The 22,209-nt window shown below is 34.7% G+C and carries 21 protein-coding genes; 13 read left to right on the top strand and 8 right to left on the bottom strand.

Features of this window, described 5'->3' with window-relative positions; genetic code table 11:
- Window positions 1-37: 37 nt before the first annotated feature.
- The 5 genes from ABYT26_RS01600 to ABYT26_RS01620 form a co-directional block, all read right to left on the bottom strand.
- Complete coding sequence (locus ABYT26_RS01600) at window positions 38-610, bottom strand: 50S ribosomal protein L25/general stress protein Ctc (protein ID WP_372751134.1); 573 nt, start codon at window positions 608-610, stop codon at window positions 38-40.
- 115 nt (window positions 611-725) lie between these two features.
- Window positions 726-1,658 carry a ribose-phosphate pyrophosphokinase gene (locus ABYT26_RS01605; RefSeq protein ID WP_372751135.1) on the bottom strand — a complete coding sequence of 311 codons (933 nt, stop codon included), beginning with the start codon at window positions 1,656-1,658 and terminating at the stop codon, window positions 726-728.
- Between the two features lie 184 nt (window positions 1,659-1,842).
- Entirely contained in the window at window positions 1,843-2,445 is a 603-nt protein-coding gene (yihA, locus tag ABYT26_RS01610; RefSeq protein WP_372751136.1) for a ribosome biogenesis GTP-binding protein YihA/YsxC, read from the bottom strand.
- Window positions 2,446-2,597: 152 nt separating this feature from the next.
- Window positions 2,598-3,575 (bottom strand): type I phosphomannose isomerase catalytic subunit, encoded by a 978-nt coding sequence (locus ABYT26_RS01615; protein ID WP_372751137.1) that lies wholly within the window; start codon window positions 3,573-3,575, stop codon window positions 2,598-2,600.
- A gap of 46 nt (window positions 3,576-3,621) precedes the next feature.
- Window positions 3,622-3,924, bottom strand: coding sequence for a Dabb family protein (locus tag ABYT26_RS01620; protein ID WP_372751138.1), 303 nt, complete (start codon window positions 3,922-3,924; stop codon window positions 3,622-3,624).
- 90 nt (window positions 3,925-4,014) lie between these two features.
- On the opposite strand from ABYT26_RS01620, the gene udk reads away from it, so the two are divergent.
- The 3 genes from udk to ABYT26_RS01635 all read left to right on the top strand — a co-directional run bounded on the left by udk (window position 4,015) and on the right by ABYT26_RS01635 (window position 6,650).
- Window positions 4,015-4,632, top strand: a complete 618-nt coding sequence (udk, locus tag ABYT26_RS01625) for a uridine kinase (protein WP_372751139.1) — start codon at window positions 4,015-4,017, stop codon at window positions 4,630-4,632.
- A 99-nt stretch (window positions 4,633-4,731) separates the two neighbouring features.
- Complete coding sequence (locus ABYT26_RS01630) at window positions 4,732-5,454, top strand: 3'-5' exonuclease (protein WP_372751140.1); 723 nt, start codon at window positions 4,732-4,734, stop codon at window positions 5,452-5,454.
- 86 nt (window positions 5,455-5,540) lie between these two features.
- Window positions 5,541-6,650: a hypothetical protein gene (locus ABYT26_RS01635; protein ID WP_372751141.1), complete on the top strand. Its 1,110-nt coding sequence runs from the start codon at window positions 5,541-5,543 to the stop codon at window positions 6,648-6,650.
- 50 nt (window positions 6,651-6,700) lie between these two features.
- On the opposite strand, the gene ABYT26_RS01640 is transcribed toward ABYT26_RS01635, so the two are convergent.
- Window positions 6,701-7,510, bottom strand: coding sequence for an alpha/beta fold hydrolase (locus tag ABYT26_RS01640; protein ID WP_372751142.1), 810 nt, complete (start codon window positions 7,508-7,510; stop codon window positions 6,701-6,703).
- 226 nt (window positions 7,511-7,736) lie between these two features.
- A complete protein-coding gene (locus tag ABYT26_RS01645; RefSeq protein ID WP_372751143.1) occupies window positions 7,737-8,450 on the bottom strand; it encodes a pyridoxine 5'-phosphate synthase in 714 nt (237 codons plus the stop codon).
- A gap of 109 nt (window positions 8,451-8,559) precedes the next feature.
- Between ABYT26_RS01645 and ABYT26_RS01650 the strand changes: the two genes are divergently transcribed.
- The 8 genes from ABYT26_RS01650 to murI all read left to right on the top strand — a co-directional run bounded on the left by ABYT26_RS01650 (window position 8,560) and on the right by murI (window position 16,509).
- Window positions 8,560-9,225, top strand: coding sequence for a CBS domain-containing protein (locus tag ABYT26_RS01650; protein ID WP_372751144.1), 666 nt, complete (start codon window positions 8,560-8,562; stop codon window positions 9,223-9,225).
- Between the two features lie 200 nt (window positions 9,226-9,425).
- Window positions 9,426-10,310 (top strand): NAD kinase, encoded by an 885-nt coding sequence (locus ABYT26_RS01655; RefSeq protein ID WP_372751145.1) that lies wholly within the window; start codon window positions 9,426-9,428, stop codon window positions 10,308-10,310.
- 211 nt (window positions 10,311-10,521) lie between these two features.
- A complete protein-coding gene (locus ABYT26_RS01660; RefSeq protein WP_372751146.1) occupies window positions 10,522-11,187 on the top strand; it encodes a DUF6089 family protein in 666 nt (221 codons plus the stop codon).
- A gap of 3 nt (window positions 11,188-11,190) precedes the next feature.
- On the top strand, window positions 11,191-11,937 hold the full coding sequence (locus ABYT26_RS01665; RefSeq protein WP_372751147.1) for an isoprenyl transferase: 747 nt from the start codon (window positions 11,191-11,193) through the stop codon (window positions 11,935-11,937).
- Window positions 11,938-11,960: 23 nt separating this feature from the next.
- On the top strand, window positions 11,961-14,474 hold the full coding sequence (gene bamA, locus ABYT26_RS01670; protein ID WP_372751148.1) for an outer membrane protein assembly factor BamA: 2,514 nt from the start codon (window positions 11,961-11,963) through the stop codon (window positions 14,472-14,474).
- 74 nt (window positions 14,475-14,548) lie between these two features.
- Window positions 14,549-15,070, top strand: coding sequence for an OmpH family outer membrane protein (locus ABYT26_RS01675; RefSeq protein WP_372751149.1), 522 nt, complete (start codon window positions 14,549-14,551; stop codon window positions 15,068-15,070).
- A 31-nt stretch (window positions 15,071-15,101) separates the two neighbouring features.
- Window positions 15,102-15,617, top strand: a complete 516-nt coding sequence (locus tag ABYT26_RS01680; RefSeq protein WP_372751150.1) for an OmpH family outer membrane protein — start codon at window positions 15,102-15,104, stop codon at window positions 15,615-15,617.
- Window positions 15,618-15,681: 64 nt separating this feature from the next.
- Window positions 15,682-16,509, top strand: coding sequence for a glutamate racemase (murI, locus tag ABYT26_RS01685; RefSeq protein ID WP_372751151.1), 828 nt, complete (start codon window positions 15,682-15,684; stop codon window positions 16,507-16,509).
- Between the two features lie 56 nt (window positions 16,510-16,565).
- Here the strand turns inward: murI and ABYT26_RS01690 are convergent, their stop codons facing one another.
- Window positions 16,566-17,102 carry a gamma carbonic anhydrase family protein gene (locus tag ABYT26_RS01690; protein WP_372751152.1) on the bottom strand — a complete coding sequence of 179 codons (537 nt, stop codon included), beginning with the start codon at window positions 17,100-17,102 and terminating at the stop codon, window positions 16,566-16,568.
- A gap of 444 nt (window positions 17,103-17,546) precedes the next feature.
- Here ABYT26_RS01690 and ABYT26_RS01695 point away from each other — a divergent pair, with 444 nt between their 5' ends.
- Both ABYT26_RS01695 and ABYT26_RS01700 read left to right on the top strand, forming a co-directional pair.
- The gene (locus ABYT26_RS01695; RefSeq protein ID WP_372751153.1) at window positions 17,547-20,714 is read left to right on the top strand and encodes a SusC/RagA family TonB-linked outer membrane protein; all 3,168 of its coding nucleotides are present in this window, start codon (window positions 17,547-17,549) and stop codon (window positions 20,712-20,714) included.
- Window positions 20,715-20,733: 19 nt separating this feature from the next.
- Window positions 20,734-22,191, top strand: a complete 1,458-nt coding sequence (locus ABYT26_RS01700; RefSeq protein WP_372751154.1) for a SusD/RagB family nutrient-binding outer membrane lipoprotein — start codon at window positions 20,734-20,736, stop codon at window positions 22,189-22,191.
- Window positions 22,192-22,209: the final 18 nt, after the last annotated feature.

A 22,209-nucleotide genomic window follows, 5' to 3' on the forward strand; every position in this document is an offset into this window, starting at 1 on the left:
CTTTGCTTCATTATGCTGAGCAAAATTAGATAGAAATCTATTTTGCAGCCTGAGCAGCAGCACGAGCAGCTCTTGTAAGCTTAACCTGAACAACTACAGCATTTTTAGCATTTAATAATTCAAGGTTGTCATAGTTAAGTTGACCAACTTGAATACTTTTACCAACACCAAGTTCAGTAACGTTAATAAGAAGGTTTTCTGGAAGATCAGCCATAAGACCTCTTACTTTTAGTTTTCTTAAGCCAATTGCCAATTTACCACCAGCTTGGATACCCTTAGCAAAACCTTCAATTCTAATTGGCAATTCAATTTCGAAAGGTTTGTCTTCAAATACCTGGAAGAAATCAGCGTGTAACGCTTTATCGTTAACAGGATGATATTGTACATCCCTTAAAATACAAGAGAATTTTTTTCCATCAACATCAACATTAACAACATATACTTCAGGAGTAAAAAGTAATTTTCCGAATACTTTTTCGTCAATAGCAAAGTGAATATTTTCGCCTCCACCATATAATTCACAAGGAATTAATTCTTGTTTACGAAGTGTTTTGTTTGCTTTTTTTCCTAAATCTGTTCTTAAAGAACCTTTTAATTCAAAAGTTTTCATTTTCTTGAAATTATGTGCTACTCAAAATAAACTTCATCACTTGGTAAAAAGAGCTCCGTTTATTTCCCATCACACGTTTATAAAGTTTTTACCAAAATCTGCGCAAAGATATAAATTATAATATGAAATTTGAGCTGATTGATTCACAATTATATACATTAAGAATTGTTTTTGCGAATATTTCCGCAATACTCAATTCGTGAATTTTTGAACACTCCTGTTTTAAAGGAATTGAATTGGTGAAAACAACTTCTTCCAAAGCCGATTCTTCAATTCGTTCGTATGCGGGACCAGATAAAACAGCATGAGTAGCTATGGCGCGAACACTAAGAGCTCCTTTGTCTTTAAGCATATTCGCTGCCTTTGTAATGGTTCCGGCAGTGTCTATCATGTCATCGACAATTACTACATGTCTACCTTCAACATCACCAATGGCAGTCATTTCGCCCACTACATTCGCTTTTTCGCGTCTTTTGTGACAAATTGCTAAGCCTGAATTTAAATATTTTGAATAAGTGTTAGCTCTTTTACTACCGCCCATGTCTGGTGAGGCTATAACTAGATTATCCAATTTTAAATTTTCAATGTATGGAAGAAGTACGGAAGAACCATACAAGTGATCTACAGGAATATCAAAAAATCCTTGAATTTGGTCAGCATGAAGATCCATAGTCATTACGCGATCAACTCCTGCAGCCATAAGTAGATTGGCAACCAATTTGGCTCCAATTGCAACTCTAGGGCGATCTTTTCTATCCTGGCGGGCAAATCCAAAATATGGAATTACCGCAATCACTTTGTAGGCAGATGCTCTTTTTGCCGCATCAATCATTAGTAATAATTCCATCAAATTATCAGTTGGGGGATAAGTTGATTGAATAATGAATACTTGAGCACCTCTTACTGTTTCTTCATAACAGACCTCAAATTCACCATCACTAAATCTTGTAATGCTAGATTTTCCTAACTCTAATCCTGCCACTTTTGCAATTTTACCTGCTAAATGTTCGCTGTTTGAACCAGAAAAGATTTTAATCGGGGCTTTCATTAAAATATTATTTGTTTATAAATCAGATAACTATCGTACTGTGCAAATTTATGAATTATTGCGTCAATAAACAGATTTTAGTTTACCAGAGGCAATTTTTTAACCTATTAAAAGGATATTTAGTTTTTGTTAAAATAAAAAAGAAGATCTTTATCCTGAGATCTCCCTTTATCTTATATGAGTGTTATTGAGAAAGCGTTTTGTTTGTTTCTTCAATAAAATTCAATATTTCGTCTTTTCCTTGTCCTGTTGATGCCGAACTAACAAAATAGGGAGGTATTTCTTCCCATGTATTAAGAAGTTCAGTTTCGTAAGCTTTAAGGTTATCAGATAATTTTTGTTTACTGAGTTTATCTGCTTTTGTAAAAACAATCGAGAAAGGAATACCGTTAACACCTAACCATTCCATAAAATCAGTATCCTTGTCTTGAGGTTCGTGTCTGCAATCCACCAAAACAAATAAATTAATTAGTGTAGTTCGGCTTTCAATATAGCTGAAAATTAATTTTGAAAATCTTTGTTTGGTATTTTTAGCCACTTTCGCAAAACCATAGCCTGGTAAATCGACAAGATACCATTCCTTATTAATAAGGAAATGATTTACCAATTGAGTTTTTCCAGGCTTACTCGATATTTTTGCCAAACCTTTATGGTTGGTTAGCATATTTATAAGCGATGATTTACCAACATTCGAACGCCCAATAAAAGCATATTCAGCTTTATTATCGGTCGGACATTTTTTTATATCCGAGTTGGACATCACAAATTGTGCACTAGTAATATTCATAGCATATTTTTTTAACGCTGCAAAGGTATACAGATTCTTTTCTTTTCCGAAAAATGCTTCAACTTTATTGACAGATTTACTAATTCGGATGAGGAACAAAAAAATCCTCTTTTCGTTTTGACAAAAAGAGGATTGTATAAGCTTGAAGAGGTCTACTTAATATAAACTTCGAGAATTTTTGTTTTTGTTTTAGGAACAAGGCTTAAGTTGTTTACTGTGGCTGGAATCAAAACGCTTTCACCTTTTGTAACACTTAATGATTCTGCATCGTATTTTATTTCCATATCACCATCCAAACACATGTATATTACAAATGAGTCTAATCCCAGATATTCTTTTTCCTGTGGTTTATCAAATTCTAAGATATTGGTTGTGAAGTAAGGGCAACGAACTAGCTCTGTGCTTTTGTTTTTTTCAGTTTGATAGTTGGTTTCGTATTTTTTCTCGAAACTGTAATCAATTGCGTCAACAGCAAGTTCGGTGTGAAGTTCTCTTGGATTTCCAGCGTCATCGGTTCTGTTAAAATCGTAAATTCGATAGGTGACATCGGAAGTTTGCTGAATTTCGGCTAAAAGAATTCCTTTACCAATAGCATGAACACGACCCGCAGGAATAAAGAAACAGCTTCCTTCTTGTACAGGAGTGCTGTTTAAAATTTCTTCCAGTTTTCCTTCTTTCAACTTTGCTAAATAATTTTCCTTACTGATTTCCTGATTAAAACCTACTATTAGTTCGGAACCTTTATCGGCTTCAATAACGTACCACATTTCGGTTTTGCCATAAGCATTATGTCTTTCTTTCGAAAGTTCATCATCCGGATGTACCTGAATGGAAAGAACATCATTGGCATCAATAAATTTAATTAGCAAAGGGAATTCAACACCAAACTGCTCATAAACATGATCACCAACGAGGTCACCCATATAAATTTCGATGAGTTCTTCCAGATTATTACCTGCTAAAAAGCCATTACTAACAACAGAAATATCTCCTTCTACTCCGGATATTTCCCAACTTTCACCTGCATTAGGAAGAGGAGAAAAATCTTTATTCAATACTGTCTTTAATTTGTTACCACCCCAAATTTTATCTTTTAGGATGGGTGTAAATTTCAATGGATACAAACTCATTTCTGTACAATTTATTTTTCTGAAAATTTATAGCTTACGGATATTCTTAAAATTCATAGTCGATCGATTTACGATCTACCGCCATTTCCTTAATAATATCTACCGCTTTTACATGTTCTGGATGATTGGCATAAACGGGGAGATCTTCCAGTTTTTCAATATCAACATTTACAATAAAATCAAAGGAAGCCTCAGAGTGCAGAATATCAAATCCTATTTGCAAAGATTTAATTTCTGGAATACGTTCATCCAGTCCCTTAAATGCACTTTTTAATCTAACTTGATAATTCTTTTTGTCTTTAGCCGAATCGAAAGCTTTAAACTTAAACATGGCAATGTGCTTGATCATTTTAATTCTTTTTTAAATAATTAGTAACTTTCCAGCCGAAGTTAATGCAAAATTAGCATTTTTGAATCAAACATCTAAATATCATACAACATGTTGATTATTGGAATTGCCGGAGGGACAGGTTCTGGCAAAACTACAGTGGTTAGAAAAATCATTGAAAGACTAAATAAAGGAGAAGTTGCGGTATTGCCTCAAGATTCTTACTACCGAGACAATATTGGTCTCACCCTTGAAGAACGTCAGGAGATCAATTTTGATCATCCACGATCAATCGAATTTGAATTGCTAATTGAGCACGTGAGAAACCTAAAAGAAGGTATTTCAATCAATCAGCCTATTTATTCGTACATTACTTGTTTGCGTTCCGAAGAAACCATAAAAGTTGATCCTAAGGGTGTTATTATTGTAGAAGGTTTGTTGATATTAACAGATCCTATACTTTGCGATTTAATGGATTTAAAGGTATTTGTGGATTGCGATGCTGATGATCGATTGAATCGAGTAATAAAAAGAGATATAGTGGAACGAGGAAGGTCGGTAGATAAGGTGTTGGATCGTTATGAGAAAACAGTTAAGCCAATGCATCTTCAGTTTATAGAACCCAGTAAACGTTATGCCGATATTATTGTTCCTCAGGGAGGAAATAATGTAGTTGCTATAGATATATTAACTCATTTTATTCAGAAAAACCTGAAAATGAAACCGTAAATAGAATTTGTATAGCTACTGATAAAAAATCGAATGGAGACTTTGTTACTGTCTCCATTTTTTATACCTTTTCGCTTTGTTTATGATAAGTCTTTGGTTATGCTGAATCAAATAAAAGTTGAAAATTTACTTTTTATAGATATCGAAACAGTACCTGGTACTGCTAATTTTGAGCAATTATCTCCCAAGTTGCAAGAGTTTTGGGAGAAAAAATCAAATTATTTTCGAAAAGAAGAAGAATCTGCTTCGGATGTGTATGCAAGAGCTGGTATTTATTCTGAATTTGGTAAAGTCGTTTGCATTTCTACAGGAGTAGTGACCCGGAAAAATGGAGGAAAGCATTTTGTGGCAAAATCATATTATGGCCATAACGAAAAACTCTTGCTGCAGGAATTTGGCGAAATGCTAAATCGGTTTTCTGCAAAGCCAAATCGGAATTTGTGTGCTCACAACGGAAAAGAATTCGATTTTCCCTACATAGCACGAAGAATGCTAATTAACGGATTGCCTTTGCCAGATGTTCTTGATATTGCTGGTAAAAAACCTTGGGAGGTACAATTTATAGATACGATGGAATTGTGGAAGTTTGGAGATTACAAACATTACACTTCTTTGGCTTTACTTTGTGAAATTTTTAATGTGCCTACACCTAAAGATGATATTGATGGGTCCATGGTTGGCGAAGTTTATTGGCAGCAGCAAGATTTGGAACGCATTGCAATATACTGTGAGAAAGATATTTTGGCTACGGCACAAATTTTTTTGCGTTACCAAGGCGAGGATATTATTCCTGAATCAAATTTTGAACGAGTTCTACTTTAATTTTTTATCGGCTTAATAAATGGTTACTATTGTTCAGCTTATTAGAAGTACAAAACGAATTACTAACTTGTAAGACACATACTATTATGAATAATTTATTATATAAAAAACGATACTTGGCAGGCTTGCTTTTAGGAAGCTTGTTTCTTTTTTCCTGCGGAAGCAGTAGTGGAGATGAAGAGGAAGTCGATTTTGATTCCAGCGATTTAACTAATCAGTACTGGTATGCAAATCCTTACCTGTCTAGTGGCTATTCTTACGATGATGCAGTTATTGTATGTCGATTTGAATCGGGAGGAATCCTTAAAAGACAAGAATTTAGTGGCCGCCGCGACGAAGTAGCTGGATCGTGGACATTGGTAGATGATGAGTTGGTAATTAGGGATACTACAATTTCCGAAAGTAACGAGCAGGATTGGTTCATTCAGTCGAGTTCTACTGCTTCATATCTGAAACTGAATAGTGAAAGTGGAACGCGTGAATTTTACACTAATATTGACGATTTAGAGGATGTTACTGCTGATGCTTATGTGGTAAATGAATTGTATATTGTGGATGGTGTTTTTCAATCGGCCTACAAAATGGAATATGTAGTTTATGGTAGTTCGTTGAGTGAGGTTACTGTTCTTCCTGATGCCTCTACAAGTTTAGAAATGGAAGATTTTACTGATTATTTGGGTGAGAAGGTGTTTTATCTAAAAGAGGAGGATCGTTACGATTATTTCGATGTTTTTGAAGGAGCTAGCGAGGTAAAGTTCTATCTTAAAACCGATGATGGAGATCAGTATAAATTAGAAGAACAGGTTTATGATTCAGTTATCCCGGTTTTGGATAATTATTCAATTACTTCATCGCATTCGGTAGGTTCCAGTAGTATAACTATCAATTGGACCGCAATTGATGAGGGCGATATTTACTACTATGTTGAGATCTTGGATCAGGATGAAAATGAATATCAACCGATGTTCCGGAGCACACGTCAGTCCGCCAGTGCAGGTGAAGCAAAAACATTGACCATTGATAGTTCTACAGCTTCTGAATATGAAAATCTAGATGATTTGGTTGTTGGAGAAGATTACTACGTGAAAATATCAGGTTTTAAATACGAAGATGGTATTGATGCGGATAACAGTTCTAATAAAGAGGAGAATATTCAGGCAGTGAGCAGGTATATTTTTAAAGCTGGTTCGTGGTAGAATCAAAATATGATTATAAAAAAACTCCACTTAGGTGGAGTTTTTTTACTTTAGTCTAGCACAAAATATTCTATGGTTTTTATCAGGAGTTTTGCTTGTTCTGAATGTACCCAGTGTCCAGCATTGGGAATGGTGGTAATTTCGGCACGAGGGAAAAATGAGCGAATTATATTGTGATCGTCATCGCTAATATAATTCGATTTTGCTCCTTTAATAAACAAAACAGGAAAAGAAGAATTCCCTTTTCGATCTTTATATTGATCCTCCTCAATTCCATCCATGATTTCGGATAGGTATTCGCTGATGATTTTAATGTTGAGTTTCCAGATGAATTGTTTGTTTTCGTCTCGTTTTAAATTTTTAAGAAGAAACTGCCTAATTCGTTTGTCTGTGATTGTTTCGGCTAACTTTCTATCGATATCAGTTCTGTTTTTATAAGGCGATAAATCGAAATTCTGCATGGCTTTAACAATGCTTGAGTGGTCTATGGTTTGCGGTGCATAGTCAGAAATCTTACTGTAGTTTTTAGGTGCAATATCTACAACAAGCAAACTGTTCACCCTTTCAGGATAGTCGAGTGCAAAAAACATAACCGTTTTTCCACCCATTGAGTGTCCTATTAGAATAGCCTTTTCGATATGTTGATCATTCATAAACTCTAAAAGGTCTTCTTTTAAATCCAGATAACTGTGTGTGCTGGCATGAGGAGAGTTTCCATGGTTTCTTTGGTCGATGATAAAAACCTCAAAATTATTTGAAAGCTCTTTGGCTATAGTCAACCAATTATCCGAGGAACCATACAAGCCATGAACAATAATCAAGGCTGGTCCTTTCCCCAATTTTTTAAAGCTAAGTTTCATTTTCTTGTAATTTTTGTGTGAAGAGTAGAAATCAGGAATTGATTTGAACGTAAAGGTGTTTAATCTCACATGAACAGACAGATCTGAAAATGTAAAAGATCAGTTCAAAAAGGGCCAACAGTTTATTCTTGTGTGTTTGCGGTAAATACAGATGTTTCATTGCTCTGTATGCATGAGATTTGATGTGGCCTTTGCTTTTTGAACTGTCTTTAAAGGTGAAAGAATCTTATTTAAGACATCTCAAATACATCTGAACTGTATTTTCTAATCCGTAGTACAAAGCGTCTGATATGAGAGCATGGCCGATTGAAACTTCATCCAGCTGGGGAATGTTCTCGTGGAAATATTTTAGATTTTCCAAGCTTAAATCATGTCCGGCATTAATTCCCAATCCTAATTCATGAGCTTTTTTAGCAGCAACAACAAACGAACGAATTGCTTCTTCTTTATTGATAGGATAATTAGTGGCGTAGGGTTCAGTGTATAACTCAATTCGATCGGTTCCAGTAGTTAATGCACCTTCGATGTTTGTCAAATTGGTATCTACAAAAATTGAGGTTCTGATTCCTGCAGCTTTAAATTCTTTAATAATATCGATTAAAATAGCTTGGTTTTTAACAGTATCCCATCCGGCATTAGAGGTTAAAGCTTCTGGAGGATCGGGAACAAGAGTAACTTGCGCTGGTTTTGTTTTTACAACCAAATCGATGAAATCCCGGGTAGGATATCCTTCAATGTTAAATTCGGTACTAACTAAGGCTTTTAAATCACTAACATCCTGGTAGCGAATATGTCTTTCGTCGGGGCGAGGGTGTACTGTAATGCCTTCAGCTCCAAATCGCTCGCAATCTAAAGCTACTTTACAAACATTAGGAGTATTCCCTCCTCGGGCATTTCTTAATGTCGCAATTTTGTTTATATTTACACTAAGTCTGGTCATTTTATAAAACTTTATAGATAAAATGATGGGCACAAAAACAAGCAAATTTAGGCTTGTGAGTGCTCACCTTCAGACAAAATTAAAAGTAATTCCTAGAAAACAGGTATGTATGATCGCAAAAGATTTAATTTCTGATGTTGTTCCGGTATTAAGAGAGACTGATACAGGAATTCAGGCTCTTAATTGGATGGAAATTTTCAGAGTTTCTCATTTGCCAATAGTAAAAGGAGACGAGTTTTTAGGTTTGATCTCAGACAATGACATTTATGATTTGAACCGAGCTGAAGAAGCTATTGGCGATCAGAAACTGTCATTATTTAGTCCGTATGTGAACGAAAATTATCACATCTACGATGTAATTGAAATTGTTTCACGATTAAAACTGACGGTAATCCCTGTTTTGGAAGGAGAAAAAACCTATGTCGGTTTGATTACTTTAAATGACTTGATGCAATACATAGAAAGTATTTTTTCGGTCCGCGAACCTGGCGGGATTATAGTGATAGAATTAAATTCTGTCGACTATTCTTTAAGTGAGATCTCTCGAATCGTTGAAAGTAACGATGCGAAAATTCTTAGTTTGTATGTTAAATCATCCAGTGATTCGCGAAAAATAGAATTGACGATCAAAATTAATAGAACCAATCTTACCTCTATTATACAAACTTTTATGCGCTACGATTATACTTTATTATCTACCTATGTTCGTGAGGATGATATGAAAGATTTTATGGAGGATCGTTACAATTCTTTCATGAGGTTTTTAAACATCTAAAAATACATTGGTAAGCGATCTTTTTCCTTCTTAAATTCTTGCCACTGCTCATATTACTCTATATTTGTGCTATCTGTTTGTTATAATTTGGTTTTTTTAAAAAGCTAAAAAACAGGTTTTGCATAACAAATGGAATGGATAGCTGTAGGTTGCAAATATTTTGTAGCTGCAGGGAATTAGCAAATACAAATTTGTGAAGTATGAAAATTGCTATTTTTGGTCGATCATTTAACGAAAGCTTTACGGATAGCTTTGTTTTGATGTTCGATGTTTTTACTCAGAACAATATTGAGGTAGTTATTTACGAGCCATTTTACGATTTTCTAATCCGTGAAATAAATTTTAAACCTCCAGTAATAGGTTATTTTCACGGCAATAAAGATTTGGATAAGGATGTTGATTTCCTCTTTAGTATTGGTGGAGATGGAACCTTTTTAGATGCGGTTACTTGTGTGCGCGATTCAGGAATTCCTTTAGTGGGAATAAATAGCGGGCGATTGGGTTTTATGGCTGATATAGCTCAGGATGAAATGCCTCAGGCATTGAACGATATTTTGGCCGGAGAATATAGTCTTGAGGAGCGAAATCTCTTGCAACTAGAAACATCTCGAAATGGCTTATTTGAAGAGTTTAATTATGCCTTAAATGAATTTACGGTGCATAAAACAGATTCAGCATCGATGATTACCATTCATACCTATTTAAATAATGAATACTTAAATTCCTATTGGGCTGATGGTTTAATTATCGCCACACCAACAGGATCTACAGCCTATTCGTTAAGTGTGGGCGGCCCGATACTAATTCCCAATACTCAAAATTTCATTATATCTCCAATTTCTCCGCATAACCTAACTGTTCGACCAATTGTGATTCCAAATCATCATGAAATTACCCTTCGTGTCGAAGGGCGAAGTGATTGTTACATGGCCGCACTCGATTCTCGTTCCTGTACCTTTGAATCGACCATCGAACTCAAAATTAAAAAGGCTGATTTTCAGATAAAAGTTTTGAAATTAAATACCCATAGCTTTTATGGAACCTTAAGAAATAAACTCATGTGGGGTGTTGATAAACGCAATTGATAGGTAATATTGCTTGGTTTTACGTTTTAACAAAATTTAACGGCCAGTTGGAGTTATTTTTTTTCATTGATAAGGTTTTTTAAGATTATATGTTACTTTTGTAACTTGTGAATAAAATTAGGAGAATAGGACTTCCTTAATGCCGCATTTTTAGGCGCTTAAGGATCATTTCTTTACTTGTTTTCTCACGAAAAAGCATAAGCTTGATTTTATGTATAAACTGATTTTAGGGATACTGTTTGTAGCGATTGGTTCAACGGCATTTTCGCAGACCAAAGCAGAGTTAGGCTTCTTTGGTGGAGGTTCCTATTATTTGGGTGATATTAACCCCAAAAAACAGTTTTATTCAAGTTCAATTGCTTTAGGTGGAATTTACAGATACAATTTTAATTCACGCTACTCGTTAAGAGCAGGAATGTTATTTTCAAGTTTGAGTGGTGATGATGAGGATTTCGATAACTCCTATCAACAAGCAAGAGGAGCATCATTTAAAACAGATTTAATAGATCTATCCTTGCAAGTGGAATTCAATTTTCAATCTTTTTGGTCGCCAAAAAGAACAAAGAGCACAACATTAGTTCCCTATGTAAGCGGAGGAATTGGTTTCATAGCTCCGAGTAGTACAAGTTCTTCATTTACAATTCCAATGGGTGTAGGGTTGAAAACCAATTTACCCGGAAGATGGACAGCCGCTTTGGAATGGGGATTTAGAAAAAGTTTTACGGATGGTTTAGATTATCTGGATGATCCGAATGATTTTAACGAGAGTAGTTTAGTACACAATAACGATTGGGTGTCTTTTTTTGGAGTAATGATTAGTTATAAATTATTTCCCGATAATGAAGAATGTCATTCATATGATCGATTTGTAAAATAGTATATGTCAATTAAAAATAAAATAGTAAAGGAAAAGCTGCCAAAACATCTAGCGATAATTATGGATGGTAATGGGCGTTGGGCAAAATTACGAGGGGAACATCGTCTTGTTGGTCATCAAAATGGCGTTGAATCAGTTAAGCAAACTGTGGAAGCTGCTGGAGAGCTTGGAATTTCTTATTTAACTTTATATGCGTTTTCAACCGAAAACTGGAATCGGCCTAAAGATGAAGTATTAGGTTTGATGTCCCTATTGGTAGAAGCCATTGAAAGTGAAACTCCCACTTTAATGAAAAACAATGTTCGTCTACAGGCAATTGGCGATATTGACAGTTTACCCCAAGAAGTGAAAGAAAAATTAGATGGAACAATTTCAAATACATCTTCAAATTCCGGATTAACTTTGGTGTTGGCTTTAAGTTATAGTTCCAGGTGGGAAATTGTAAATGCAGTAAAAAATATTGCAAGTCAAATTCAAAAAGGAGATATTTCTCCAGAAGATATTGATGCTGACTTGTTCTCTAATCAGCTTACAACAAAAGGTATTCCAGATCCGGAACTTTTGATAAGAACGAGTGGAGAAAATAGAATTAGTAATTTCCTGTTATGGCAAATTGCTTATTCAGAATTGTATTTTACCAAATTGTTGTGGCCTGATTTTAATAAAGAAGAGCTTTACAAAGCACTGCTTGACTATCAAAATAGAGAACGCCGATTTGGTAAAGTTAGTGAACAGATAAAAAATAAATAGCATTAACTACTATATTCCAAGTAATGATTAAAAGACTAACTTTCATTTTTACTCTTTTCTTAAGTTTTAGTGCCTTAGCACAGGAAACCGATACGATTTATAATCCAGAAACTTTCTATTCTGCTCCTAAAAAATACGAATTAGGCGGAGTTACTGTAACAGGTGTAAAACATTTGGAAAATAATGTTCTAATACAAATATCCGGACTTCGGGTAGGTTCTACAATAGAAGTTCCTGGAGAAAAAGTTACTAGTGCAATTACTAAGTTGTATAAACAAGGTCTTTTTTCGGATATTCAAATTACGGCCACAAAATTGATTCAGGATACAATATATCTGAATATTCAATTGCAGGAACGTCCGCGATTATCAGCCGTAAATTACAACGGAACCTCGAAAAGCGAAACTACAAAACTGAAGGAAAAGTTAAAGTTGATGAAGGGAACTCAAGTTACAGATTACTTGATTACCAATACAAAAACAGTTGTTGAAAATTACTTCAAAGAAAAAGGCTTTTTTAATACAAGTGTTTCTGTGATACAACGAGATGACTCTGTGGAAGAAAATAGTGTGATTATCGACATTAATATTGTTCCTAATAATAAAATTAAGATTAAAAATATTTTTGTAGAAGGGAATACAGCTTTCACCGATAAAAAGGTGAAAAAATCCATTAAGGAGTCGAAGGAAAAAAGTTTTGGGAATTTCTTGAAGTCGTCCAAATATATTGAAGATAAGTGGGAAGAAGATAAACGTACTTTGATTGAAAAATACAACGAGAATGGGTATAGAGATGCAATAGTTCTTGGCGATAGTGTAGAGCAAATTTCTGATGATAGAGTTAATCTATATATTAAAGTGAAGGAAGGGAATCAATATTTTTTCAATAATGTCGACTGGGTTGGAAATACTGTTTATACCAAATATTTTTTAGATCGTGTCTTAAACATCAAAAAAGGAGATGTTTACAACCAAACATTACTTGAAGAACGATTAACAAGTGATGATGATGCGGTTAGTAATCTTTATTTAGATAAAGGCTATCTGTTTTTTAATGTAAATCCTGTTGAAACTGTAGTGGGACAAGATTCCATTAATTTAGAAATGAGAATGGTGGAAGGAAAGCAGGCTACTATCGATCGAGTTATTATTACAGGGAATACAAAAACCAATGAGCATGTTGCTCGTCGTGAATTGTATACCTATCCTGGAGAACTATTTAGTAAATCAGATATTATTCGAAGTGTTCGAGAATTATCCCAGTTAGGTCATTTTGATCCTGAAGCGATTACCCCAGATGTTAAACCACATCCAGAAAGTGGAACTGTTGATATTTCCTACGATCTTGTAGAAAAAGCAAATGACCAAATTGAACTTTCAGGAGGATGGGGAGCTGGTATGATCGTGGGTACTGTTGGATTAAAGTTTTCCAACTTTTCTATTCGTAATATTTTCGACAAAGAAGCTTGGAGTCCGCTACCAACTGGAGATGGACAAACGTTGAGTATTCGTGCACAAACCAATGGTTCTTATTATAATTCTTATAGCTTATCATTTACCGAACCATGGTTGGGCGGTAAAAAACCAACTTCTTTAAGTACATCAATTTCTTATTCTAAACAAACTGGATATAGTAGTTCTTATAGTAGTTATAGCTATGCAAGTTCTAGTAGTTCTGATCAAAGCCAGAAAGTTTTTGCCATAAGTGCTGGATTGGCTCGTCGTTTGAAATGGCCTGACGATTACTTCTCTCTTTACAATGAAGTAAGTTATCAAAATTACAAATTGAACGATTGGTCATATTATTTGGTATCGGATGGTACATCAAATAACTTTAGTTTTGGAACTACTTTGTCAAGAAGCTCTATTGATAATCCTTTATATACAAGAAGAGGTTCTTCTTTCTCGCTGAGTTTGAAATTTACACTTCCTTATTCTTTGTTTGATGATATCGATTACTCACGTGAAACAACCGATAGTGAAAAATATACTTGGATTGAATATCATAAATGGGTATTTAAAGGAAAAGTGTATAGTCAGGTCTTGAATAGTACCGATAAACTTGTACTTTACACAGGAAGTGAATTTGGATATTTGGGTTACTACAATAAAAATAAAAGATCTCCATTTGAAGGATTTGAATTAGGTGGAGATGGTATGTCGGGGTACAGCATGTACGGAAGTGATAATATTGGATTAAGAGGTTACGAAAATGGTTCTTTAACTCCATTAGGTGATGACGGAAGTAGACTTGGTGGAAATATTTACTCTAAATTTACTGCGGAACTTCGTTACCCATTATCACTAAGTCAATCTGCTACTATTTATGCTCTAGCTTTTGCTGAAGCAGGTAATGCTTGGTACGATTTTGAAGATTTTCAACCATTTAACCTGAAACGTTCAGCTGGTATGGGATTGCGTATATTCCTTCCAATGTTCGGTTTATTAGGAATTGATTACGGATATGGTTTTGATGATGCAACTTATTCGGGTGCTAACGGTAGCCAGTTCCACTTTGTGATTGGACAACAGTTTTAAACTATTTTAATGTATTAATGTTAATGACTACTAAAAATTATCTATTTTAGATAAGTTTTAAAATATCTAATAGTATGAAACATTTAGGATTAATAATAGTTTGTTTTGTTGCAATGATGGGAAGTTCGCAGGCCCAGCAACGTTATGGTTTTGTTGATACTGATTACATTCTAAATAAAATGCCTGATTATAAAAATGCTCAGGAACAATTAGATCAAATATCTACAAGTTGGCAAGTTGAAATTGAAACTATTACTGGCGAAATCAAAGAACTGCAAACAAAATTTAGAGCCGATGAGGTGTTTTTATCCTCAGAAATGAGAGAGAAACGAGAAAAAGAGATTTATAGTAAGGAAGTTACAGCGCAAAAACTTCAACAAAAGTATTTCGGAATAAACGGAGATCTTTACAAAAAACGTCAGGAATTGATTAAGCCAATTCAGGATGATATTTACGACGCAATAAAAGAAATTGCGAAAGATGGAACTTATGGTATGATTATTGATCGTGCTAATGGGCCAACAATAATATACGGTAACCAAAAGTTTGATTTAAGTGATAAGGTACTGTATAAGTTAGGTATTAGAACTAATTAAAATTTAAAATAAAAACTAACTGAGTGATATTATGAGACATTTTTTAAAAATAACTTTATTAGCCATTATTCTATCGGCAGGTTCAAGCACTTTTGCTCAAACCTTAAAATTTGGCCATATTGATTCTAATAAATTATTGTCGATCATGCCTGAGAAAGAGGAAGCACAAAAACAAATTCAGGCTGCTGCTGCTGAGTACGACAATCAAATTAAAGCAATGAGAGAAGAGTATCAGACTCTTGTGAATGCCTACGTAGAAAAAAGAGAAACTTTATCGGAAGCGGTTAGAACAGATAAAGAAAAAGAAATTCAGGATTTACAAAACCGTATGCAAACATTTGATGGTTTCGCTCAACAAGAACTACAGAAAAAACAAAATGAATTATTGAAACCAATTTTCGACAAAGCATCTGCTGCGATTAAAGCTGTAGGAGCTGAAAATGGGTTCACTTATGTTTTCGACATTAGTACTGGTGTTATTTTATATAATTCCAATAATAGTGTTGATATTATGCCTTTAGTGAAAACAAAATTAGGTATTCAATAAGCATTGTTACAAAATTAGTTAAAGGTGGTATTTTTTAATACCACCTTTTGTTATTTTTACTATAATGAAGAAAAATAGACAAGCCATTGGCGTTTTTGATTCTGGATATGGAGGGTTAAGTGTTTTAAATGAACTACTTAAATCCATGCCGAATTATGATTTTATTTATTTGGGTGATAACGCCAGAAGTCCATATGGAACGCGATCTTATGATGTTGTTTATGATTATACCTTAGAGGCTGTCGAGAAACTTTTTTCTATGGGTTGTGAGTTGGTTATTTTGGCATGCAATACTGCTTCAGCTAAGGCGCTACGCAGTATTCAACAAAATGATTTGCCTAAAATCGCACCCAATAAAAGAGTTTTAGGTGTAATACGACCAAGTGTAGAACAAATTGCCAGTTTAACCAAAACAAAACATGTGGGAGTGATGGGTACCTTAGGTACTGTCAGATCCAATTCTTATCCACTTGAAATTGCCAAGTTGTTCCCTGATGTTCATGTGACGCAAGAAGCTTGCCCCATGTGGGTTCCTTTGGTAGAGAACAACGAAGTTGAAACCGATGGAGGAAGGTATTTTATAAAAAAGAATATTGATTCTTTGCTTTCTAAGGATTCTCTTATTGATGCGATTATTTTAGGCTGTACACATTACCCTTTAATGGAAACGGAAATTAGAAAAATTCTTCCAGATCATATTCAGTTGATTTCACAAGGAGATATTGTTGCCCGTAGCTTAAAAGATTATTTGTTTCGACATCCCGAGATGGATGTACGATGCAGTAAGAATGCTTCCTGTGAATTTTTCACAACAGAATTTGTCGATAGTTTTGAGGAAAAAGCAGGTCGTTTTTTGAATACTAGCCTAATAGCTAAGCACATTCGTTTTTAAAATTTTGTCAAATAAAAAAAACCTTTCAACTTCGAAAGGCTTTTTTTTTGGCTATTTTACTTCTCAGCAATTTCTTCATCTTCCTGATACCAGCTGGCATACATGGCGTAACTGTTGGCAATTCGATTGATTTCTCCTTCCAGTAATTCAGGGCTTAGTTCCTTTATTTTTTTTGCAGGAGCTCCAGCGTACACACTACCAGATTCTACGTGTGTGCCTTTAGTAACCACCGAACCAGCCGCTATAATTGCATTGCTTTCAATAATAGCATTATCGAGAACTACAGCGCCCATTCCAATTAGTACATTGTCCTTTATGGTGCACCCATGAACAACAGCATTGTGAGCAATCGACACATTATTCCCTATTGTGGTTGGCGATTTTTTATAAGTTGCATGTATGGTTGCATTGTCTTGAACATTTACATTATTTCCCAGACGAATAGAATGAACATCACCTCGTAAAACAGCACTATACCATATGCTGCAATCATCGCCCATTTCAACGTCACCTACAATGGCAGCTGTTTCTGCTAAAAAGCAATTATCTCCAAAAATTGGAGTTTTTCCATTTAAGTTTCTAATAAAAGCCATTCTTATTTAGTTTGATTACAAATACAAATGTAGCTAAAAAAAGAATTGAGAAATATAGTTAAAATATGTTGTGAAAAAGTTCTGCAATCGTTAGCATTGTACGGATTGAAAATGAGAAGGATAGCTATGTATTAAATTGATAGTAAAATTGGAAATGTAGGTTGTAATTGTTAGTTCCTATATACATTTCTTTTTTAATTTAAAAGGTTTCCGTAAACTTTCTTTTTGATCTTTTAACTATTTTTCACACTTTTGTAAAAGCGGGAATTAATAGGGGTATTACAATTCTGCGAAATTTTCAGGGGTAATTAGATTGAGAATATCGATATTATCTCGGATAATTCAATTCTAAAGGGGCATGTTTGGTTTTCATCTCATTTTCATGAGGTGAAATTCTTATATATTAATGTGTATTAATGTTAATTAACCACTAACTAAAGGTTTATGAAAAAAAGTTTGTTTTCGATGTTAATCCTATTCGTTCTAGGGTTACAGAGCGTTCTAGCTCAAAGTCGAGAAATTTCAGGGGTGGTTACTTCAGCCGACGATGGGCTGTCTATCCCAGGAGTTTCTGTAATTGTTAAAGGTACAACCATAGGTACCACTACCGATTTCGATGGTAAGTATTCTTTAAATGTTCCAGAAGAAGGAAAATTTTTGGTTTTCTCTTTTGTTGGAATGACTATGCAAGAGAGAGCAATTAGTTCTTCTATACTTAATGTTGTTATGGAAACAGAGTCCATTGGTATGGATGAAGTTGTTGTTACAGCTCTTGGTATTAAAAGATCAAAAAAAGCTCTTGGATATTCTGTTCAAGATGTTAAAGCAGAAGAGTTACAGAAAACTGGAACTCCAGATTTAGCAAAAGCTCTTCAAGGAAAAGTTTCTGGAATAGACATTAAAATGTCTAGTGGTATGCCAGGAGCATCTTCTCAAATCACTATTCGAGGTTCTAGATCTTTTACTGGCGATAATACACCATTGTATGTTATTGATGGTATGCCAATTGCGAGTACTGCTTCTTTTAGTACTGGTAATAGTGTTACTGGTGCTGATATTTCGAATAGGGCTTTGGATATTAACCCTAACGATATCGAAAGTATTAATGTATTGAAAGGACAAGCAGCGGCCGCATTGTACGGTTTACGCGCTTCTAATGGTGTGGTTATTATCACAACTAAAAGTGGAAAAGGTGGTCCTAACGGAGTACCTGTTGTATCTATTAATCAAACAACCAGTTTTGATGTTGTTTCTCGTACCCCAGATTACCAAACTACTTGGTCTCAGGGTTATAATCAAGCATATAGTCCTACATCTTCAATGTCTTGGGGTGAAAAAATTACTGAGCTACCAAACAATGCTACTTACGGCGGTAATCTGAATGGTTACGAAGGAATGTTTTACGTTCCACAGTTAGAAACTGCGGGATTAGATCCTTGGGTGGAACCTAAGGTTTACAATAACTGGGATGATTACTACCAAACCGGTTATACTTCTACAACAAGTATCAACTTAAGTCAAGGTGACGAAACAGGAAGTTTTTCATTAGGTATTGCATATACCGATCAGGATGGTATCGCTTTAAATACCGGAATGGAAAGATGGAATGCTAAAGCAGCTGCCGAACGTAAATTGAACAATCATTTTACAGTTGGTTTTTCGGCTAACTATGCAAAAACAGAAATCGATAAATTATCATCGGGTAATGATGCTTCTTTAGCGGGTGTACTTTCTGCTCCTAGTAGTTATAATTTGAAGGGGATTCCTGATCATGAGCCAGGTGATGCTTATTCTCAAATTTATTACAGATCACTTACTTTTGATAACCCATACTGGGTGCAGGATAATAATACATTTAATGAGGAAACAAATCGTTTCTTTGGAAATGGATACGTTCAATTTGCTACGGATTTAGCTGCTGATATGAATTTAGTAGTAAAATATCAATTAGGTATAGATTCTTATACTACAAATTACCAAGATATTTTTGGTTACGGTAGTAAAGACGGAACTGGTTCTATCGAAAATTATGGTGTTACTGATGTGACTTATAATTCCTTACTTACAGCGAATTTTGATTGGAAAATTTCAGAGGATTTTCAGTTCAATGCAGTTTTGGGTAATGAGTTGAATCACCAAGAAACAAAAACTTACGACGAGTATGGACAAGAGTTTAATTTTGGTGGTTGGAATCATATCGACAATGCCAATACCGTAACTTCTTCTGAGGCTCAATATAAATACAGAACTGTTGGATTCTTTACTAGTCTTTCATTGTCATGGAAAGATATTTTATTCCTGAATGCGACAGGTAGAAATGATATTGCTTCTTCTATGCCTGCAGGTAATCGTTCTTTCTTTTATCCTTCAGTATCTTTGGGTTTTGTGGCATCCGAATTGGATTTTGTGAAAAATGTTGATTGGATATCTTTTGCTAAAATCAGAACTTCTTATGCAGAGGTTGGACAAGCAGGAACTTACAAGGATAACTACTATTCAAAACCAACTTATGGTGGTGGATTTTGGGATGATGCACCTATTACTTATCCATTGGATGGTGTGAGTTCTTATACTTCATACAGTACTTTATACGATCCAGATTTGAAACCTCAGAATACCAAATCGTATGAGGTTGGTCTTAATCTGAAATTTTTAAAGAATCGTTTTGGTGTTGATTATACTTACTCAAGACAAAATGTAGAAGATCAGATTTTTGAGGTTCCATTGGCTGGTTCAACAGGAGCAAGTAGCTTGATGATGAATGGTGGTAAAGTTCATACTAATAGTCATGAGATTGTATTGTATGTTACACCTATTCAAACTAAAAATTTCACATGGGATTTCAGCGTAAATTATGCTAAAATTGACAATGTTGTTGACGAATTAGCTGACGGTGTTGAAAGTATTTTCTTAGGTGGATTTACAACTCCTCAAGTTAGAGCAGGTATTGGAGATAGTTATCCTGTTATTTACGGAACACAATATTCTAAAAATGATGAGGGACAAATTTTAGTGGACGAAGATCCAACTTCATCTACTTATGGTATGCCTGTAGCTGGGGAATCTGGTGTTATTGGTTCTGTATCTCCCGATTTTATTATGGGTGGTTCAACAACTTTTACTTATAAAAACTGGTCTTTAGGAGCTACTTTAGAGTGGAAACAAGGTGGCCATATGTATTCTGGATCAAACGGATTGTTAGATCTATATGGTATGTCTGAAAAAACTGAGGATCGTGAATCCACATTTATTTTCGATGGTTACAAATCAGATGGTTCAGCTAATGATATCGCACGTGGAGGAGCTAATGATTCTGGTGCTTACCAAACATTGTACTCCGATGTATTATCGAATATCGATGAATCTTACATTTACGGAAATTCGTTTGTTAAATTAAGAGAGTTGTCACTTAGATATCGTTTCCCTAAGAGTATTATTCCTAAAGTAGATTTATCTATTTCTACATTTGCTCGTAATATTCTTCTTTGGACAGAGCTTGATAATTTCGATCCAGAATGTTCTCAAGGAAACAATAACATGGCAGGTGGTTTTGAAAGATTTTCACTTCCTCAAGCTACAAGTTATGGATTTAGTATCGATGTGAAATTCTAATTTTTAAAGAATGAATAGTATGAAAAAATATATATTTAAAATTGCTGTATTTCTATCAGCAATAACTATTACTTCTTGTTCTGATGAGGTAATGGATGAAATCAATGAAAATGTTAACAATCCATCGGATGTAACTTCCAACCTGATTATTACCGATGTAATGACAAGTTCAGCTTTTAGCGTTACAGCTAGTGATTTGGCTTTTTATGCTTCTTGTTATATGGAGCACAATGTTGGAGTTTATGGTCAAATGTATAATGCTGAAACTCGATCAGGCGAACCTACAAGTAGTTCAACCTACAATAATTCATGGGATGCTATTTATACCAATTTGTACAACCTTAAAGACATTATCGAAAAATGTGACGAAGGCGGATCAGAAGAAGGAAACTATTATACTTTGGGTATAGCTCAAATTCTTTCTGCTTACAATTTGGCAATTTTAACCGATTTATTTGGTGATGTACCTTGGTCGGAAGCTTTACAACCTGGAGTTATTTTTACTCCTGTTTTGGATTCTCAGGAGTCAATTTATGAAGATATTTTTGCCTTCCTAGATAATGGAATTGCAAATTTATCGGAAGAGTCGGTTTACTCTTTATTGGGATCTCAGGATTTTCTTTACGATGGCGATGATGATAGTATTGAAAAATGGCAAAAATTTGCTTACGGATTGAAAGCCAGATACACAATGCGTTTATCATATATTTCACCTGATTATGACAGTGTAATTGCTTATGCAGATCAGTCTTTTACAGATGCTAGCGAACAATGTCAGTTCGATTATAATGGTACTACTTCAAAAAGTCCATTTTATCAATTCTTTTTGGATCGTGACTATTTTGGTTCAAGTCAAAGTCTTCACGATAAAATGGAATCAAGGAATGATCCAAGAGACAGTGTTTATTTTGTAGCTTACGAAGATAGTGATGAACTTATTTTCGCTCCTAATGGTGAGCCTGAACAAATTCAAGAGTATTACGGTATGTCTGGAATAAGTGAAATCACGGCTCCTACATACTTGATGTCATATCACGAGCTTGAATTTTTGAAAGCAGAAGCTTATGCTAGGAATGGTGATTTAGATGGTGCAAAAACTGCTCTTGAAAATGCAATTATTGCTGCTTGTGCAAAAACCAATGTAGATGTTTCAGAGGCTGATGCAACTGCATACTATGATGCCGAAATTGCTCCTAAATTAACAGATGCTGATGCTGCGTTGAGAGAGATTATGGTTCAGAAGTACATCGCATTCTACGAAGAAGAAGCTGTTGAAGCTTACAATGATTACAGAAGATTGACTGCTATGGGTAATAACTTTATTGATTTAGATAACTCATTAAACAGTTCTAAATTTCCATTGCGCTTCACTTATGGTTCTGAGGATGTTACTACGAACGCTAATGTTTATGACGCATACGGCGACGGAACTTACGTTTATTCCGAGAATGTATGGTGGGCTGGAGGTTCACGATAGTTAGGTTTTAATAATGTA

It is taken from the genome of Labilibaculum sp., from assembly GCF_041595635.1.
GTDB lineage: Bacteria > Bacteroidota > Bacteroidia > Bacteroidales > Marinifilaceae > Labilibaculum.